General features: G+C 32.6%; 14 protein-coding genes and 2 pseudogenes. 11 read left to right on the top strand and 5 right to left on the bottom strand.

Annotated elements, in window-relative coordinates; translation table 11 throughout:
• Nucleotides 1-7: 7 nt before the first annotated feature.
• The 10 genes and pseudogenes from JI747_RS03285 to JI747_RS03330 all read left to right on the top strand — a co-directional run bounded on the left by JI747_RS03285 (nucleotide 8) and on the right by JI747_RS03330 (nucleotide 13,533).
• Complete coding sequence (locus JI747_RS03285; protein ID WP_225686260.1) at nucleotides 8-3,484, top strand: hypothetical protein; 3,477 nt, start codon at nucleotides 8-10, stop codon at nucleotides 3,482-3,484.
• Nucleotides 3,485-3,490: 6 nt separating this feature from the next.
• The gene (locus JI747_RS03290) at nucleotides 3,491-7,015 is read left to right on the top strand and encodes a DUF6443 domain-containing protein (RefSeq protein ID WP_225686261.1); all 3,525 of its coding nucleotides are present in this window, start codon (nucleotides 3,491-3,493) and stop codon (nucleotides 7,013-7,015) included.
• Between the two features lie 2 nt (nucleotides 7,016-7,017).
• A complete protein-coding gene (locus JI747_RS03295) occupies nucleotides 7,018-7,743 on the top strand; it encodes a hypothetical protein (protein ID WP_225686262.1) in 726 nt (241 codons plus the stop codon).
• Between the two features lie 54 nt (nucleotides 7,744-7,797).
• Nucleotides 7,798-8,487 carry a hypothetical protein gene (locus JI747_RS03300; protein WP_225686263.1) on the top strand — a complete coding sequence of 230 codons (690 nt, stop codon included), beginning with the start codon at nucleotides 7,798-7,800 and terminating at the stop codon, nucleotides 8,485-8,487.
• Nucleotides 8,488-8,493: 6 nt separating this feature from the next.
• Nucleotides 8,494-8,686: pseudogene (locus tag JI747_RS20470) on the top strand (RHS repeat-associated core domain-containing protein); the annotation flags it as partial.
• A gap of 448 nt (nucleotides 8,687-9,134) precedes the next feature.
• The gene (locus JI747_RS03310) at nucleotides 9,135-9,350 is read left to right on the top strand and encodes a hypothetical protein (RefSeq protein WP_225686264.1); all 216 of its coding nucleotides are present in this window, start codon (nucleotides 9,135-9,137) and stop codon (nucleotides 9,348-9,350) included.
• Complete coding sequence (locus JI747_RS03315) at nucleotides 9,340-9,813, top strand: hypothetical protein (protein ID WP_225686265.1); 474 nt, start codon at nucleotides 9,340-9,342, stop codon at nucleotides 9,811-9,813. The genes JI747_RS03310 and JI747_RS03315 overlap by 11 nt, the downstream gene beginning before the upstream one ends.
• 130 nt (nucleotides 9,814-9,943) lie before the next feature.
• Nucleotides 9,944-10,213: pseudogene (locus JI747_RS20475) on the top strand (RHS repeat-associated core domain-containing protein); the annotation flags it as partial.
• A gap of 1,410 nt (nucleotides 10,214-11,623) precedes the next feature.
• Nucleotides 11,624-12,484, top strand: a complete 861-nt coding sequence (locus JI747_RS03325; RefSeq protein WP_225686266.1) for a hypothetical protein — start codon at nucleotides 11,624-11,626, stop codon at nucleotides 12,482-12,484.
• A gap of 722 nt (nucleotides 12,485-13,206) precedes the next feature.
• Nucleotides 13,207-13,533, top strand: a complete 327-nt coding sequence (locus tag JI747_RS03330) for a hypothetical protein (protein ID WP_225686267.1) — start codon at nucleotides 13,207-13,209, stop codon at nucleotides 13,531-13,533.
• A gap of 148 nt (nucleotides 13,534-13,681) precedes the next feature.
• Here the strand turns inward: JI747_RS03330 and JI747_RS03335 are convergent, their stop codons facing one another.
• From JI747_RS03335 to JI747_RS03345, 3 genes are all read right to left on the bottom strand, one after another.
• On the bottom strand, nucleotides 13,682-14,665 hold the full coding sequence (locus JI747_RS03335) for an aldo/keto reductase (protein WP_225686268.1): 984 nt from the start codon (nucleotides 14,663-14,665) through the stop codon (nucleotides 13,682-13,684).
• Between the two features lie 100 nt (nucleotides 14,666-14,765).
• Nucleotides 14,766-15,698 (bottom strand): Na/Pi cotransporter family protein, encoded by a 933-nt coding sequence (locus JI747_RS03340; protein WP_225686270.1) that lies wholly within the window; start codon nucleotides 15,696-15,698, stop codon nucleotides 14,766-14,768.
• 149 nt (nucleotides 15,699-15,847) lie between these two features.
• A complete protein-coding gene (locus JI747_RS03345; protein ID WP_225686272.1) occupies nucleotides 15,848-16,657 on the bottom strand; it encodes an enoyl-ACP reductase FabI in 810 nt (269 codons plus the stop codon).
• Between the two features lie 274 nt (nucleotides 16,658-16,931).
• On the opposite strand from JI747_RS03345, the gene JI747_RS03350 reads away from it, so the two are divergent.
• A complete protein-coding gene (locus JI747_RS03350) occupies nucleotides 16,932-17,489 on the top strand; it encodes a DNA-3-methyladenine glycosylase I (protein WP_225686274.1) in 558 nt (185 codons plus the stop codon).
• 83 nt (nucleotides 17,490-17,572) lie between these two features.
• On the opposite strand, the gene JI747_RS03355 is transcribed toward JI747_RS03350, so the two are convergent.
• Nucleotides 17,573-17,995, bottom strand: coding sequence for a hypothetical protein (locus JI747_RS03355; RefSeq protein WP_225686276.1), 423 nt, complete (start codon nucleotides 17,993-17,995; stop codon nucleotides 17,573-17,575).
• 83 nt (nucleotides 17,996-18,078) lie between these two features.
• Nucleotides 18,079-18,933: a nucleoside phosphorylase gene (locus tag JI747_RS03360; RefSeq protein WP_225686278.1), complete on the bottom strand. Its 855-nt coding sequence runs from the start codon at nucleotides 18,931-18,933 to the stop codon at nucleotides 18,079-18,081.
• Nucleotides 18,934-19,128: the final 195 nt, after the last annotated feature.

Below are 19,128 nucleotides of genomic sequence, written 5' to 3' on the forward strand. Positions count from 1 at the left end.
ACGAATAATGAAGAAAATAGTTACTGCTATAAGTTTAATAGCATTACAAATATCTTTTGCACAATCGATAGGTGAGCCGCAAATTAAAACAGATTTACCTGAAATAATACCGCCTTCTCCTACCATGGCATCTCTAATGAAATTTGAAGAAGTTCCGGTGAATAATTATACAGGAGTTCCTGATATAACAATTCCTTTAATTTCGGTCCCTACACATTCTAAAGATATTAATTTGAATTTTTCATTAAAATATCATTCAGGAGATGTACAGGCAGATAATGTAGCGGGTGAAACCGGTTTAGGATGGAGCTTAATTTCAGGAGGGAATATTTCCAGAACGGTGAGAGGGTTACCTGATGAAGCATATGTAGTGGGAACAACCATTCCAAAAACTCAAATAGGAATCTATCAAAATAATACAGCAGGGTATTTAAATAATCATTATTATGATATATTTCCTGACTATGTAAATTACACTCAAAATAATCCGGAAATAGCTAATAAGTTTTACTATGAAGCAAGTGAGTTTGGAACTTTTGATACCGAGCATGATTTGTGGCAGTTCAATTTCATGGGACAAACAGGACGATTCTATATTAAAAAAAATGCGAGCGGAATTCTTGAAATACAGCCACTAAGTGATTTTAGACTTCGTATTATTAATCGTTATGACACAATTGGTAACACTCCGTTTACACCAACAGGCTTTACAATTTATGACGAAAAAGGCTATAGGTATGAGTTTGATGTTTTTGATATTTCTAAAAAAGCAGGTGGCTCACAGGCAACTGCTTATCCGGGTGGATTGAGTAATGGAGTGACAACTACCTCTAATTTGTATGAGGAAAAAGAATTTAGAAGTGCATTCCATTTAACAAAAGTTTTTGATAATAACAATAGTTTACTTCTTGAGTATAAATACAGCACAAACGATTATCAAGAAACCAATAGAATGGTAAATTATACGATCAATGACTTTGGTTCAGATACAAGTAGTTTGAATATATTGAAAAGATTTAATTGTTTTTCAGAGCTACCCCCGTTGCAAAAAACAGATGTTAGCTTCTTTGTAGTAAAAACAAAAAAAATTGATACAGTAGAAATTCTTGATCAGGCTAAAATAAAATATACCTATGCTACAGGAAGAACAGATTCCAATATCAATAATACAGCCTCTGTTTATCTGCAGAAGCTTGATCTTCAAACCTGGAATAATCAATCCATTAAACAGTTTGAGTTTGAATATGAATATTTTAATACTATTGAAAACCGAATGTTCTTAAAAACATTAAAGCAATTAATTCCTAATGAACTACCTTTAGAATATTCATTCACTTACAACAGACCTGTTTTTGCTTTTGACTCTATTGGAAAAGATTTTTGGGGATTTTTTAATGCTACACAGAACAATTGTTCACAGAGTAATTTACTGTTTATGAATGAGCCCAATCCACTTGCCAGTACTTTAGATTTATTACAAAAAATCAAGTATCCTACAGGAGGAGCTACCGTATTTACATTTGAAACCAATCAATATTCATTTGTAGGAGATCAAGAAGTTACAGATTATTCCAGTACCAATAATCAAACAGTTTATGTAGATGCTGAAATGTTCAGTTTCAATGCAGGTACATCTAGCCAACAATATATACCCGTATCCAATGTAAAGAGAAAAGTAAAGTTTTATCCAAGTATTGTAATTTCCGATTTGAGCACAGCAACTAGAAAATTCAGTATTGATAAAATAGTGAACGGGCAAACAACTTCTTTTTATGAGTCAGGTTTTTGTTTAAATAATACATGTTGTATAGATTTGGATTTGGAAAAAGATGTACAGTATGTAATAAAGTGGCATAATTTTGATCTTAATTATACCGGAACCGATACTATGTCTTTGCATTATTACAATTATGCTGACAATAATAATCAGTTCTTATATGGTGGAGGAAATAGAATATCTAAAATATCCTATTACGAAAATAATCCTCCTATTCAGTTTGGGGCAGTGAATTCGAATATAGTGCCTGCTAAAGAAAAAAAATTTGAATATAACTGGCTGGACAATCCTTATAAAAGCAGTGGTTCTTTAGTTTTTGGAAAACCTTATTTTAATGAAAACAGATTCGTTAAAATGATGACTACATGCCCTGAAGTACCATGGGATTCTTTCCCTTTTTCACTTCAGGAGACAGTTACCTATACTTCCAGACGCAATTTTACTCCCCAACAGATTGGGAATACTCAGGGAGCATTTGTAGGATATAAATATGTGAATGTTTATGAAACAGGAAAAGGAAATATCAAGCAGGAATACACATCACCTCTGGATTATCCTGATTTGGAATTGATCACCTATACAAAACCTTATTTGCCAAGTAAAAATATTGACTATAAAAGAGGGCTTCTCCTTAAAGAAAGCATATTTAATAATGATAATAAAATACTGTCGCAATCCATCAACACATATTCATTTGTTGATTATGAGAGTACACCGGGGTACAGATTGGATAAAATGGATGGTATAGGCTTTAATGGGCAGCATTTTAAATCGTATGCAGAATATAAATTCAGTTTAGAGGGAACAAATCCTACAATTTATAATTCATGCCTTTCCGGGAACTGCAATTCTTTTTCTCAATTTAATTTAGCAGGATACCCCGCTAAGTATATTAAGATTTATCCTCTTATTGAAGCATATGGCTGGACAAAACTATCATCAAAGAATACTAAAAACTATTTTTATAATAACGGAATTCAAAAAGCTACAGAGAAAAATGAAAGTTTCATTTATAATGCTGTGAACAAGCAGCTTGCCGAGCATAGTGTAATAACTGAAGAAGGATCTGCTTTGACGACCAAATACTACTATCATTCCGGAAACTCTGTCTATTCACAAAACAGAATATCTGAAATTGAAAAAATAGAGAGTTATCAAGATGGGAAATTAATAGATAACAAAAAAGTAGACTATAACAATAGCTGGTCAAATAATGTTTCTTATCTTCCAAGCCAGATACAGTCTTCTTTTGGAAATGGTGCGTTGGAAACAGAATTAACCTATGACAAGTATGATTCTAAAGGTAATTTAGAACAGTACACAACCAAAAACGGTGTTTCCACAACAATAATTTGGGGATACAATAAGACCCAGCCTATTGCTAAGATAGATGGAGCACAACTCTCGGATATCAGCCAGTCTCTGATAGATCTTATCGTTAATGCATCAGATTCCGATGCCGCTGCAGGAACAAACAATGATGAAACCACACTTCTCAATGCATTAAATGATTTCAGGAATAGTTATTTAAGACATTTTATCACCACCTATACCTACGATCCGTTAGTGGGAGTAAGAAGCATCACCCCACCATCAGGCATCAGGGAAGTATATATCTATGATTCAGCCAACCGCCTGAAAGAAGTAAGAGAACAGAACCAGAGCGGTAAACTGTTGAAAGAATACCAATACAACTATAAACACTAATCTCCGATGAAAAAAATTATAATCCCAATAAGTGCCTTACTAGTAACCGGTTTTGCCCAGGCACAGCTCAACACCGCTGAAAACTACGTCTACAGCAAGAGCTACTTAGACTATAACGGAACCACACCCACCAAAACAGCAGAATCCGTTCAGTATTTTGACGGACTGGGAAGGCCCAAGCAGGTGATCAATATCAAAGCATCTCCTTCCAACAAAGATGTAGTTACCAAAATAGTCTATGACCAGTTCGGAAGACAAACGTTAGATTACCTTCCTGTTCCTCAAACAGGAACCCAAAACGGAGGAATCTACACCGATCCGCTAGCCAATGCCGCCAATACCCCTTACGGATCAGAAAAGATCTATGCAGAAAAGCAGCTGGAAAACTCTCCTTTAGACCGAATTCTCGGCCAAAAGCAGGTGGGAACTGCCTGGGATAACAAGCCCGTACAGTTTGGTTATGATGCCAATATCGACGGAGAAGTAAAAAAATATATAACCACCCTGGATCAGACAACTTTTAAATCATCTTTTCCCACTTCCACCACCTATTATGGAGCCAATCAGCTGTATAAAAATACCGTGACTGATGAGGATGGGAACAAGACCATAGAATTTAAGAATACCAAAGGACAGGTGATACTGGTAAGAAAAATGCTTACCGCTACAGAAAGTGCTGATACCTATTATGTCTATAACGACTTTAATCAGCTGTCCTATGTGATTCCCCCTTTAGCATCCGTAATGGCCACCTTGGACCAGACCAGTCTGGACAACCTTTGCTATCAATATACCTATGACGGCAAAAACCGCCTGGTAGAAAAGAAAGTTCCCGGAAAAGAGAAGGAATATATGGTGTATGACAAAGCTGATCGTCTGGTTGCAACACAGGATGCTAATTTAAGATCGGCTTCAACATGGCACGTTACAAAATACGACAAATTTGGAAGGGTGGCTTATACGGGGCTTATGCCCCTTCCTGGTAAAACACGAGAATGGCTACAAGACATCACCAATCTTTATGTAATTACTGAAAATAGAGATGCACAGGGCTTTACCATGAGCGGAATGCAGATTTACTATACCAACAGTTTGTATCAGCAGATAGAAACCATATTATCTGTCAATTATTATGACACCTATCCAACAGGAACGCCTGCTTTTACCTCCACTATTCCTAATCAGAGTGTTGTATTAACAGACAATATGAGCTCAGAGCTTAGTACTAAAGGCTTACCTTTGGCTTCCTATGTGAAAAACATAGAAGATGATAACTGGACGAAGAGCTACAACTACTATGATACTAGAGGAAGAGTAATTGCCACCCATTCCATCAACCATCTGGGAGGCTATACCAAAACAGAATCGGAACTTGATTTTGCAGGACTGGCGAAACAGAGTATAACCTATCATAAAAGACTCTCTACCGATACAGAAAGAGTAATCACCGAGACTTTTGAATACGACAATCAAAACAGGCTGAAGGTTCACAAGCATAAGGTAGATAATAATGCTGAAGAAATTCTGGCGCAGAATGAGTACAATGAGCTTTCTCAGTTGAGCAGTAAACTGGTTGGAGGAACAGCTTTGGGATCGGGTCTTCAGGAAATTAATTACGCCTACAATATCCGAGGCTGGATGACGCAGATCAATGATCCTGCGAACCTGGGAACTACAGACCTTTTTGGCTATAAGATCAATTACAATCAGGTGCAGGGTTTGGCGTTTCCCAATTCAGATTTTCCTAACCTGGAAGTAAAGCCTAAGTACAACGGAAATATAGCAGAAGTATCCTGGAAAACAGCCACTATACCTGGTGATAATCTGAGACGCTACGGCTATGTTTATGACGGACTAAACAGACTGCAGGCAGGTTTTTATCAGAAAGATACCAATCCATCAGCTCAGGAATACTTTGAGAAACTCGACTATGACCTGAACGGAAACATTACCAATCTGAAAAGATCCGAAGGGCTTCTGACAGGAAGTACTACGGCAATGACTATCGATGACCTTAGTTACAGCTATACAGGAAACAGGTTGAACAGTGTTACCGATCTCTCAGGTCAGTACAATGGATATCCGGATACTTCAGGAAATACGATTCCTTATGATCTCAATGGAAATATGACCAGTCATGTAGATAAAGGGATTTTAGGAATAGATTATAATTTCCTTAATCTTCCGTCATCTCTTTTATTCAATGCAGGACTTTCGACAAGAACAGGGATTTTAAGAAACAATACCTCTTATTTGTACCGTGCAGATGGAGTAAAGGTGAAAAAAACGTACAAATTTGCACCGTATGATCCACCGGGCACAGCCACTCAGCTCTCAACAGAGATTACGGACTATTTAGATGGTTTTCAGTATAAAGGAAGTGCAGAAAGCGGGCCTAAAGGAAGTACCGTTTTTGTGACTGCATTACAATTCTACCCAACAGCGGAAGGGTACTATGATTTTGTGAAAAATAAGTATATTTACAATTACACGGATCATTTAGGAAATGTAAGATTAAGTTACTTTAATAACGGGACAGCCATAGAAGTGTTGGAAGAGAATAATTATTATCCATTTGGATTAAAACATGAAGGCTATAATCCTACGGCTGGAAATTCTTCATACCAATACAAGTACAATGGTAAGGAATTGCAGACGGATTCAGGGATGTATGATTATGGAGCAAGATTTTATATGCCGGATTTGGGAAGATGGGGAGTTGTGGATCCACTGGCTGAGAAATACAACTCTTTGAGTTCTTACAATTATACTTTAAATAATCCTATAAGATATGTTGATCCTGATGGTAGAGACGGCGGTATTACTGGCAAAGGAACCAAGGATGATCCATTTATCGTTACAGCAAATTATTATTACTATGGTTTAACCAAAGAGCAAAAACAAGGTTTAACAGCATCCATTTCAGGTTATAATAATGGAGGAAACGCAAGAGAAATAGAGACAAAAGATGGTAAGATTTATGCAAAATTTAACCTTTCTGCTGTAGAGTCAGAGAGTATGGATGCAGCTAAAGCTTCTGCTAAAGGTGACAAAATTGAAAACAGCGATGGGACTATTACCAGATTAGGAAACTATATTTCTAATGGGACTGTAGAAGGAACAGCCACAGCTGAAGCAGATAGAATGGGTCTTGTTTCAGATGCAAATAAAGTAATGGCATATCCTGGAATGAATTATGCAGGTAAATTTGAGAGTGATTTTAACCACGAAATAGGTCATAATTTAGGAGGAGTACACGGAGATCCTGGACAAATGATGGACCCATATGATAACATTAATATTACAATTTCAGGTTCAAATAAAACTACCACTTTTAAAGGATCACCCATTACTAATGATGCTATTAGAGCGATTATAGGAAGAGCGAATATGACAACATTAAATTCCAAAGGAAATGTAACTAATTATAATATAGTAGATTCTAAATATTTAACTCCTACTGAAAATACAACAGTAAAAAATATGTCACCTGATGGCTCAAATGGAAGATTGAAATCAATACAAAAATAAATATGTTTAAAACCAGATACGTCTTATTGTTACTCTTTGTTAGTACACGAATTTTTGCACAAAATAATATTAATACATATGAAAAATATAAGATAAAATATGATTCTGCATTTTCAAAATATTTTGGAAAATCTTTTTTCAAAAAAAATATAAAATATAGTTCAGAGAAATATTTCTTAAGCGTTGATACATTAGATATTAGCAATGATGATAATTCTAATACAAAAAACTTTTTTATAAATAAAAAGAATATTTTTCTTCTATCAAAATTTTATAATAATGATCAATATTTTTCTTTTTTTGATTTTTACACTTATAAATTCTTATATAATGGATATTCTTTTTATCAGAAAGTATATAGATCTGATTTTATAAATAATGAAAAGCAATTTGATTTTGAAAATGAACAAGTTCTTGATCATTATGAAAAAATAAAAAGTAAGGAATATATTAGCCCAAAGAAGGTTTTTAAAATAGCAAAATTAAAAATGTTTAAAAATATATGCTCACAAAGCCTTGTAAGTAATAATTATTATAAAAATAAAATATTTTGGGAAATAAAAGATTGCAGTAATAGTAGTACAATTAATATATTAGAGCTTGATTCAAAAGATGGAAAAGAATTAAGACTATATCAAAGAGATTATTATCCATGGGAAAAAGCTAATTATTGGAACAAGGTTCAAGGAAAAAATAAACAAATATTTATTCCTTCAAAACAATATTGATCATTGAGATCATATTTTTACAATCCATTAAAGCAATTAAATTAAAATTATAGAATGAATATCAAATATTTAATTTTCTTTCTTTTCTTATGTATTAATATTTTTTCACAAGATAAAATTGAATTAAAAGAACAATGCAGATCAAAATATGATTCTGTATTTAAAGACTTTTTTGGAGAAGAGTTTTTAAAAAAAAATATAAAATATAAAGAGGAAGAAAGCTATATTGGTTTGTTCACAACAAATGATATAGAAAGTGATGATGATTTTAAAAGAATTTTTATAAATATTAATAATATTGCAGCTTTACAAAAATATTTAAATCAATATCCTAAATATTACAATGAATATTATAAATATCATTTTTTATATAAAGGTTTTGTATTTCATCAGAGGATATATACATGTGAGTTCGCGTATAGAAAAGAAGTTAATGATTTTTCAAATAATCAAGTATTAGAATATTATAATAAAATAAAGAACAAAGAATATCTTTCTCCTAAGAAAGCTGTAAAAATTGCCAAAGCAAATGGTTTCAAAAACATTTGTTATCAATCGATAACTAACGCAAGTTTTCATAATAAAAATCAAGATGTATGGCAAATACAGGATTGTGGTAATGAAAAAAATACAAAAGTCATAGAACTAGACCCTAAATCTGGAAAGGTTTTAACTCTTTTTGAGAGAGATTATGGAAAAGGAGAAAAAGCATCTTATTGGAAATTATTTAATAAAAGTAAATAATGTTATTACCAGTATAAGTACAACGGTAAGGAACTGCAGGAGTCTGGGATGTATGATTATGGAGCGAGATTCTATATGCCGGATTTAGGTAGATGGGGTGTGGTTGATCCGCTCGCAGAAACTTCACGTCGTTGGTCGCCTTATACTTATGCTTACAATAATCCGATTAGGTTTATTGATCCGGATGGAAGAGATCCAATTGATTATGTAAATGAAAAAGGTAAAAAAATAGGTACAGATGGAACTGATGTTGAAGGAACTTTAATGATTACAAATAAGCAAGACCAAACGGCAATAAAAGCAGCTGAGAAAAAAGGAGAACATATTTCTACGGATAAATTGAGTGAATTGAATTCTGATATGGTTGTTCCTCCTGATGGTAGATTGAAAGAATCTTTAAATGTTTAGCTAGGGGTGATGCAAATGGTGGATTTAGAGAAGAGAGTACTTCAATTTCGGGAGATAATGTAATATTAAGAGGGGAAACAGGGCCTTTACCAACAGTCGATGCGAATGGTGTTGCAACAGCTCCCGCTTCAATACCAATTCCTGCTGGTACACATACAACAATTCATCTTCATCCTGCAGGTATTTTTGAGGCTAATGGATTAGCTTTTCCCTTTGATGCCTTGACTCCAACTGTTGGAGTGGATGATAAAACCTTTGCTGGTAAAGGAACAAATATAATTGTGGGAAGATTAGAGGTTTATAATACAACTAATGTGACCAAAAATTCTGATGGTTCATATAAGGATAGTAGGCCAGTAGGAGCGGCAATTTATAGAGGAAATAATATATCTAAGCCATCAATGATTTTAACTAAACAAGTAATACAAAATATACTTAACAGAAATGGAAAATAAAATCTTAAAAAAATATATTTTTTTATTATGCCTATTTTTTTCGAGTTCTTTTTTTTCTCAAAATGAAAGCATAAATATGATTATCCTGATTGATGGAGAAATTAATAAAAGTATTTATGATTTTACAATCAGTGATTCTAAAATAACTGAAAAAAAGATTTTGGGAGAATATGTACCGGGAAATTTAAATTTTGAAATGCAGGACTATAGTGGATTTATAAAAAATAGTACTGATAACTACAAAATTTCATTCAATACAATATTAACAATAAATAAAAACTTAGTGTCAAAAAAGTCATATAATATGGAAATACCTAAGTTTTTTCTAAATCAAAATTATATTATTATTAATATATTTAATAAGGATAGTAAAATTTACAAAAAGAGATATTCGGGAGTAAATAAGAATAATAAAGAATATTATATAGTAATAGAAACTCCAAGTTCAATGAAATTTGATTAATATTCCCCTCTTGGAGTTGCTACTTTTTTTAAGGTAAAAATTTTATACTTTTAATATTTCTAGCCCAAGAGATATTTGATAAAAATTAGGGCATTAATATAGTCATAATAAGCTTCATTAGAAAAATGTAAAAGTTCTTGAAGAAAACAATTATTATCCTTTTGGTTTGAAACATGGTGGGTATAATCCTACATCTGGAAATTCTCCATACCAATATAAGTACAATGGTAAGGAATTACAGACGGATTCAGGAATGTATGATTACGGCGCAAGATTCTATATGCCGGATATTGGAAGATGGGGTGTGGTAGATCCGCTGGCGGAGAAAATGACTCGACATAGTCCTTATAATTATGCGTTTAATAACCCGATTAGATTTATCGATCCGGATGGAAGGGAGTCTAAGGATATTCGTATAAATGGTGGAGCGGCAGATAAAGCATTGATAGAATTACAGAAATCAGCTGGTTCAGACATAACATTATCAAGAGACACTAATGGGAATGTTAGTTATATTCAAAACTCAACAGGAGCTTTAAGTGGCAATGCAGCAGAGGTTGCAAAAATTATAAATGATCATTCTATATTAGTTAATGTAGAGGCTGAAAATACACTTACTACAAAAAGTGGCTTAACACATAATGGAGGTGCATTCTTAGGAAATTCTTTAGATGCGATCACAGGAAAAGTTACGGCAGAACAAGCTATTAATCCTGAAATATTAGGGAGAATGGGTGATTTGGCCTACAAACCAGGAGAAGGGGTTTTACATGAAGTTTCAGAAGCTTATGAAGGTAGCTTAATCTCTAGAACTGAGAATAATTTTGTAGGGCCAGCAACACAAAATGATGCATTAAATCCAGCAACCGTTTATTCCAGAGCTCATAACTCAGCTGTTAAGCAACCAGGTGGAAGTATGAATCTCCGATATATGACAAATGATGGGATAATTTTGACAAATCCAACTGGTTTGTCATTTTGTCCTAAGGGTACTGATGTCAAAAGTGTCGAATTTATGTCAAGTGGCAAAACAATTTTTACAAAATATTCAAATGGAACATATACACCGTATTAAAAAACAATTGTTTTTTTTTATTTAGTTTTTCATATTTAGTTTTACAAATAGGTTGCATCACTAATCGTGAAAGCAAGAAAGTTGAAGTTGATAATAAAAACAATTATACTGTTTACAAAATTGATTCAATTAATAATTATTATCTGATATATCTAAGCTTTGAAGGAAAAAAATATAAAATTATTTCAAAGAAGGAAATAGCTATTAAATGTAAGACGATTAAAATAGGAAATAAATATAATTCATTCAATCTTGATGGAATAATTAAACCTGAAGATTACATACCTAAAAATGTAGCAACAGGTAGTCCTCTTGAATTTGTTCCAGATTGTATAAAATTTGATGAACAAACAGAGATATGCAGAGATCGAGGAATGGATAATATATATCGGTCTAAAAACTTGAAAGGTCTATGTTATATTGAGACTTATACTATTACAAAAGATCTTCCTACTTTGAACAGCAAGTAAAAACGGGAGATCCTACCTTTTTTAGGACAAAAAGTTTATACTTCTAATACTCCTATCTAAGAATTATTTTATAAAAATTAGGGTATTATATCGATACCCTAATTTCACAATAAGCTTCATCAAAAACAGCCTATAAATCTTTGAAAAAACAATTACAATAGACTCTCCCAGCTTAACACTAAACTGGTTAGAGGAACAAATGCAGTTAAAAACTGGACCAATTATCACCCTAAAATTAACGAGAAAAAACAATTAATTTTAGGATATGAGAACAAGTAAATTAATTGATAGCGTTCTGAAATATCAGTATACGGATGAGGGAATACATAGATTTTATGATAACACATTACCAAAAGTAGATTCAATTAGTAATTCTAGATTACATAATTGGCAGTTAAAAAATATGGTAAAAAATAATATAATATTAATTTTTTTTGGACTATGTACTTTGTCTTGTAAGAAAGAGGACAAAACGTTTATTAGCTCTAATACTTTATTCAATCAAATTACGAATCTAGAACAATATAGTAATGTTCAAAAAATAGATGAAGATTCACTAATCAAGATTAAAGCAGATAATGATGACTATATGATTGATGGTTATATAAGTAAAAAATTAAATAAGAAAATGGGTTGGTGGAATATCCGAGATAAAAATAATGCTCTCAACAAGGTGAAATTGCAGTATATCTACTTTGAAAACAAAGAGAAAGTTAATCAATTTATTTTCTATAAAGGTAACATTATAGACTCGGTTAGAAGTAAGTTTTATACTTTTGACAAGAAAAAGCAAAATAATAAAGATATTATTACATATTCTTTTTGTACACCAAAATCAGAAAAACCTGCTTTGTCAGCAAATCTATATTATCTTGTTATGAATAGTAATAATGATGTTTTAGAGGAATCAAAAAGTAAAAGTGAAAAAAATAAAAACCACTATCAGTTCAAATTAGAAATTCCAGTTGAGGGAGAAATAATTGTTAAAGGGCTATTTTCAGAAGTTTTAAATGTAGAAAATGAGAATTTAGGAACTAATGAAATACTTACTGATGATTTAATTAGTTCTCAAGAAAAGAAATTTAAATCTAAAAATGTCGAAATAATACTTCACAATCCTAAATAACCTTAATCATTAAAAGGAGTTTTAAATCAACATATTGTAAAATGCAGAGTTAACCTTAGATCGAGGAATCTTATAATGTAATAGTAAATTTTATCCTCAAAATTTTTAATACCGTGGGCGGTATTTGTTTTGGTGTAATTGTAAGTTTCTCTAAAAACTAGACCAATTATAACCCTAAAATTAACGAGAAAAAACAATTAATTTTAGGATATGAAAACAAGTAAATTTACAGAGAGCCAAATTTTGGCAATTTTGAAAGAACATGAGTCGGGGCAAAGTCCACAAGAAATTAGAAATTTTTTATGATAATAATCCTAAGAAGCCTTCAGATAGCCAAAACATTATTTTACAAACAATTAAAGAAGTTGTTAATGCTGCAACAAGCCTTATAAACTAGTAACTATATGAACAAAGCAATAATATTACTGTGTTTTCTACTATTTGTAATTTCTTGCAAAAAGAATGTTTCGATAGGGGGAAATCAATTAAATGAAAAAATGGCAAAGTTTGATTCAAATTAATAGATCATTTCCCTCACAAGAATATAAGCAATGAGCACGATGAAATAGTAAATGAAAATGTAAGGAAAAATACTATTGGTATCTTATTTTATGAATATAATGTGAATAACAATTATTTGGATAGTCTGGAAATAGCCTGCAAGGCAAAGTCTATTGCGAGATATAAGAATTCTGATTCTTGTTTATTGATTATAAATCAGTTTGAAACAGCAAAGACATACTCTGGGGTCTGAAGAAATATTTATAGATTTTGAAAAAAGAAAAACTGAAGTCAATAAAGATTGTTATAAAAACAAACTTCCTATTCCAAAATTCTTAGATTATAGATTTATAAATAATACTTCCAGAACATATTTAAATGATAATTTTGAATTTTATATTCTTGGAGCTAATAACAAAGATTTCTTCAAAAAATTCGATCTTATTTCTAATCCCCAAATGCCAGATAACTGGAGTAATGGGTATTCTAAAGGTATCGCAATAAGCAAAAAGGACAGGTGTGTAATTTTTTGGGGAGTCATTTGGTAAATTTAAAAAGCCTGGAGTTGTTACCTTTTTTAGGACAAAAATTTATCTTTCTATTCCTCCTAGCCTAAGAGTTATTTTATAAAAATTAGGGTATTATATTAATACCCTAATTTCATAATAAGTTTCATCAGGAAATAAATCAAATATACTATTTCCCAACACGCGCTTGTAAATGTGCAGGATAACGCTCTCCAATTATTTGAATTTCATCCAAAGCTTTTGTAATCGTATTTAACTCTTCAGCGGTAAGCTCAATTTTTGCTGCACCAGCATTTTCTTCCAATCGATGGATCTTTGTCGTTCCGGGAATAGGAACGATCCAAGGTTTTTGGGCAAGAAGCCACGCTAATGAAATTTGAGCAGGACTTGCATTTTTTTCTTCAGCAATCTTTGTTACCAGTTCTACCAGTTGTTGATTCGCTTTTCGGTTATCTGCTGAAAATCTAGGAATAACATTTCTAAAATCATTTTGAGTAAAGGTGGTATCAGCATTAATAGCTCCTGTTAAGAAACCTTTTCCCAACGGACTGAAAGGAACAAATCCAATTCCCAGTTCTTCCAATACCGGAAGAATTTCTTTTTCAGGTTCACGCCAGAACATAGAATATTCACTTTGTAGAGCTGTCACCGGCTGAATGGCATGGGCTGTACGAATGCTTTGTACACCTGCTTCACTCATTCCAAAATGTTTTACTTTACCTTCTATAATAAGCTCTTTTACAGTTCCGGCAACGTCTTCCATGGGTACGTTAGGATCTACACGATGTTGGTAGAGCAGATCAATAACGTCTGTATTTAAATGCTTTAAAGAAGCTTCTGTTACTTTTCGGATATTTTCAGGTCTGCTGTCTACTCCCTTATTAGCATCGCCATCTAAAAACCCAAACTTTGTAGCAATTACTACGTTTTCACGGAAAGATTTCACAGCTTTACCTACAAACTCTTCGTTGATTCCCTGGCTGTAAGCCTCTGCAGTATCAAAAAAGGTAATTCCTAAATCATAAGCTTTCTGAATAAGCTCAATAGCGTCTTTTTCACTCGAAGGATGACCGTATCCGAAAGTTAATCCCATACATCCCAATCCTAATTCAGAAACCTCTAATCCGCTTTTTCCTAATATTCTCTTTTTCATAATTATTTTGTAAAATTTATAGAACAAATTTCAGGATATTACTGCAATTTTTCTTTATACAGATTACTGCAATTGTTACCATAATTACTGATGAGAAAATTTATTCCATAGATGTAAAGAACTTACTTTCCAACCAGAAAGCAATCTTTTTAATAAACGGTAATATTAGCAGGGAAAGAAATATATTAAATAATAGATGAGCATAAGCGACTTGATAAGTAATGTCATCAGATAGGTACATCGTAAGTCTATTCAGGAGATTGATGAATGGAAAGCATATCAAAACACCCAAACAATTGAAAATAAAATTAGAGGTAGCAGATAGTTTAGCCCATTTGTTGAGTTGTAAAGAAGCGATAAGTGCAGTGCTTGATGTCCCTATATTTGAACCTAAAATGATAGAGATAGCTCCCTCAGAATTTAATATACCTTGCTGTGTAAGAAGAATCGCCAACCCAGTTGTGACAGAACTCGACTGTACTAATGCTGTTACAACAATACCGCTTAGAATACCAATAATATGATTATCCGTCATTTTAAGCACAGTAACGATAAAAGGATCTGTCTTGAAGGGTTCAATAGATTGGCTAATAAGCTCAAGACTAAATAAAATGAAGCCAAAATAAAAAACAGATTTTCCTGCAAGCTGTATTTTGGAGGGAATTAAGCTTATGATCATTCCCAAGATTATAAAATAGGGGGCAATTGCTCCTACATTAAATGTTACGAGCCAAGCCGTAGAAGTGGAACCAACATTGGCTCCCAATAAAACAGAAAGACTATTGACAAAACTGATAACCCCTGAATCGACTAATGCAACGGTAATAGAGCTTACAGCACTGCTAGATTGGATAATACTGGTTAATACAGCTCCTAAGATAAATCCACTAATGCTATATCGGGTAACTTTAGAAATAAGACTTTGAAGTTTTTCTGTACTTAGTTTCTTGACTTCTTCACTAAAGCTTTTTAAGCCATACAGAAATAATGCTATTGTAGCAAAAACAATAATAAGGGTTTGAAAATAGGACATACTTTATAATCATCGGTTTGTATTATAAATTTACAACTTAATTTATTCTTTTATTACATATTTTATCAATTCAAATTAAATTTAATAAAAGAGAACAAAAAAACCGTTTCATTTTTGAAACGGTTTATATCTAAAAATAATCAGATTAATTATTCTGCATCATATTTACTGATCACTTTCTGAGTAACTCCAGAGCTGCTGAATCCACCATCATGGAAAAGATTCTGCATTGTTACTTTTTTAGTAAGATCCGAGAACAGCGTAACACAGTAGTCTGCACATTCAAGAGCTGTAGCATTTCCTAGTGGAGACATATCTTCCGCATATCCTAAGAATCCTCCGAAACCTTTTACTCCGCTTCCTGCAGTAGTCATTGTAGGAGATTGAGAAACGGTGTTTACACGTACTTTTCTTTCTCCCCAATAGTTTCCGAAAGTTCTTGCGATGCTTTCAAGATACGCTTTGTTATCAGACATATCATTGTAATCCGGGAATGTTCTTTGAGCCGCAATATAAGTAAGCGCCAAAATACTTCCCCATTCATTCATACAGTCTTTTTCCCAAGCCACACGCATTACTTTGTGGAAAGAAACAGCTGAAATATCCCAACCCTTTTCCAACCAGTCGTAGTTCATTTCTGTATAATGTTTTCCTTTTCTCACATTGATAGACATTCCTATAGAGTGAAGGATAAAGTCGATTTTACCAAATTTTGCTGTTGCAGCATCAAAAAGTTTTTCAAGATCTTCAACAGAAGTGGCATCTGCACCAATTACTTCAGATCCGGTTTTTTCTGCTAAATCGTTAAGTTCCCCCATTCTCAAAGCGATAGGAGCATTAGATAAGATAAACTCAGCGCCTTCTTCATGACATCTTTCTGCAACCTTCCATGCGATTGATTGTTCATTAAGGGCTCCAAAAATAATTCCCTTTTTGCCTTTAAGTAAACCGTATGACATAATTTTTTAATGTTTATTTACCTACAAATGTAGGAATAATTTGTGTTTACAACATAATAAAAACGAAGCCTTCTATAAAAAAGACTCCGTTTTTGTTGAAAATATTTATATAACTGAAATTTATATTTGTTTACACCATTTTTAACTTCATTTATTGTTATTAGTAAATAATCAATAACCATTCCTAAAATCGCAGAAGCGTGTTAAACTTTTCATAAACTTTTGTTATCTTTTTACCAACAAATGTATCTTTAAGTGAATAAAATAAACAAGTATGGAAAAAATACGTTGTGGATGGTGTGAAAAAGACGATGTATACAGAAAATACCATGATGAAGAATGGGGGAAACCCGTATATGATGATGAAACCATTTTCGAGTTTCTGATTCTGGAAAGTTTTCAGGCCGGATTAAGCTGGTATACCATTCTTACCAAAAGAGAAAATTTCCGGAAAGCCTTTGATGATTTTGATTATAAAAAAATTGCTTCCTATTCTGATGAAAAAATAGAAGAACTGATGCAGGATACAGGCATTATAAGAAACCGGCTCAAGATTTTGGCCACGGTTACCAATGCACAGAAGTTTCAGGAAATCCAGAAGGAATTTGGCAGTTTTTCAAAGTATATTTGGGGATTTGTAGAAGGAAAACCCATTGACAACCGTCCTAAAACGTTAAAAGATGTTCCTGCCACCACAGAGATTTCAGATACCTTATCTAAGGATCTAAAGAAAAGAGGCTTTAAATTTATGGGTTCCACCGTTGTGTATGCTCATATGCAAGCCACAGGAATGATGAATGATCATGTGGAGGACTGTTATTTAAGAAAATAGTAAAACTACTATATGATTTTAGTTTTCAAGTATTTAGAGTACTCATTTACTTCTAAATACTGACTTTCTCTTTCTATAATAAATTACCCTTTTATTTCTTCATGATTTTTTAAAATAATTCTGTAATAATTTTTATTTCCTGAATGATATTTTGTACCTGAATTTTTAGAAAAGGCTTTGTCTTTATTAAATCCACGATAATAGTTGATATCAATATTGATATACTTGATTTCAGAAAAATAAATTTCCTTATTTAAAACATTTATAGCGTTATCCTTCAAATAAAGTATTCCTGTTATTTTTCCAGGTAATGGCTCAAACTCATAAGAACGATAAATCATTAAACCAATAAAATATAAAACAACAACAATTAAAACATATTGAGGATTAATTTTAAAAAACTGAAATGTAGAGATTGCGAATATTAAAATAAGAAGAGAATAGGTAGAATAACTTATATTTTTCCACCATCGTTTGTCTTTTTGATAAACTTTTAATGCAATCATATACTGAAATAATGAAAAAAGGTTTGAGAGTTGATGAAAAATAAGAGACTTTTTAAATTTAAAAAGTCTCTTATTTTATATATTTATTTTACAATTCTCTCCAACACCCATTCGATCAGATTCTTTTCAGAAGTATGATGATCTGCCGAGAATTCTCCGCGTCTTCTGTTGGCAATGACGTTGTTTACGGTAATTGCTTTGTGCCCTAAAAGTTTAGATAACGCATAGATCGCAGAAGTTTCCATTTCAAAGTTGGTGACTCCAAGATCATTTAAAGTTTCCAAAAACTTGTCGTCAACAGCTTTTAAACGAAGCTGTCTTCCCTGAGGAGCGTAAAATCCCGGGAAAGTCGCTGTATTTCCGTGATATTTTGCGTCTTTGTATAGTTCTCCCAATTCTTCTGCCCATTCTGCGAAATACAACATGGGCTTGATTTTCGGATAAGGGAACTGAGACAGAAAGTTCTTTGAAAATTCATTCTCAAATTCATAATCCTGATAAAAATGCATCAAACCATCCAATCCTACAACGTTTTGCGTAACGAGCATATTGTCAACCTGAACCTCAGGATTTACACTTCCGCAAGTTCCCATTCTGAATAACTGAAGCGCAGAATGTTCCGTTTTGAACTCTTTATTTTTAAGGTCAATATTTACTAAAGCATCAAGCTCATTCATGACGATGTCAATATTTTCTGTTCCGATTCCGGTTGACATTACCGTGATTCTTTCGCCTCTTAAAGTTCCTGTATGGGTGTAGAATTCTCTTTTATTTTTCTTAACCTCTACTTTATCAAAATATTTCGAAACCTTCGCTACACGATCCGGATCTCCAACAAGGATGATCTTTTCCGCAATATCTTCAGGTAAAAGGTTTAAGTGATAAACACTTCCATCTTCGTTCAGAACAAGCTCTGAAGCCGCAAGTTTATTTAGCATAAATATGTTTTTTATAGTTTAAACTGTAATTTGATTTTTGCAATCTTTAAAATCCTCCCCAATATCCTTCATCATTATTTTAAAACCGGAATCAATATAGAAATTGACCGCTGAGTAATGAATTTGATTTCGGGATTTAAAATTAATAAAAAATCCTTGAAAACAAACGTAAACATTATTTAATTCAAACTTAAA

Source organism: Chryseobacterium tagetis (assembly GCF_016735585.2).
GTDB lineage: Bacteria > Bacteroidota > Bacteroidia > Flavobacteriales > Weeksellaceae > Chryseobacterium > Chryseobacterium tagetis.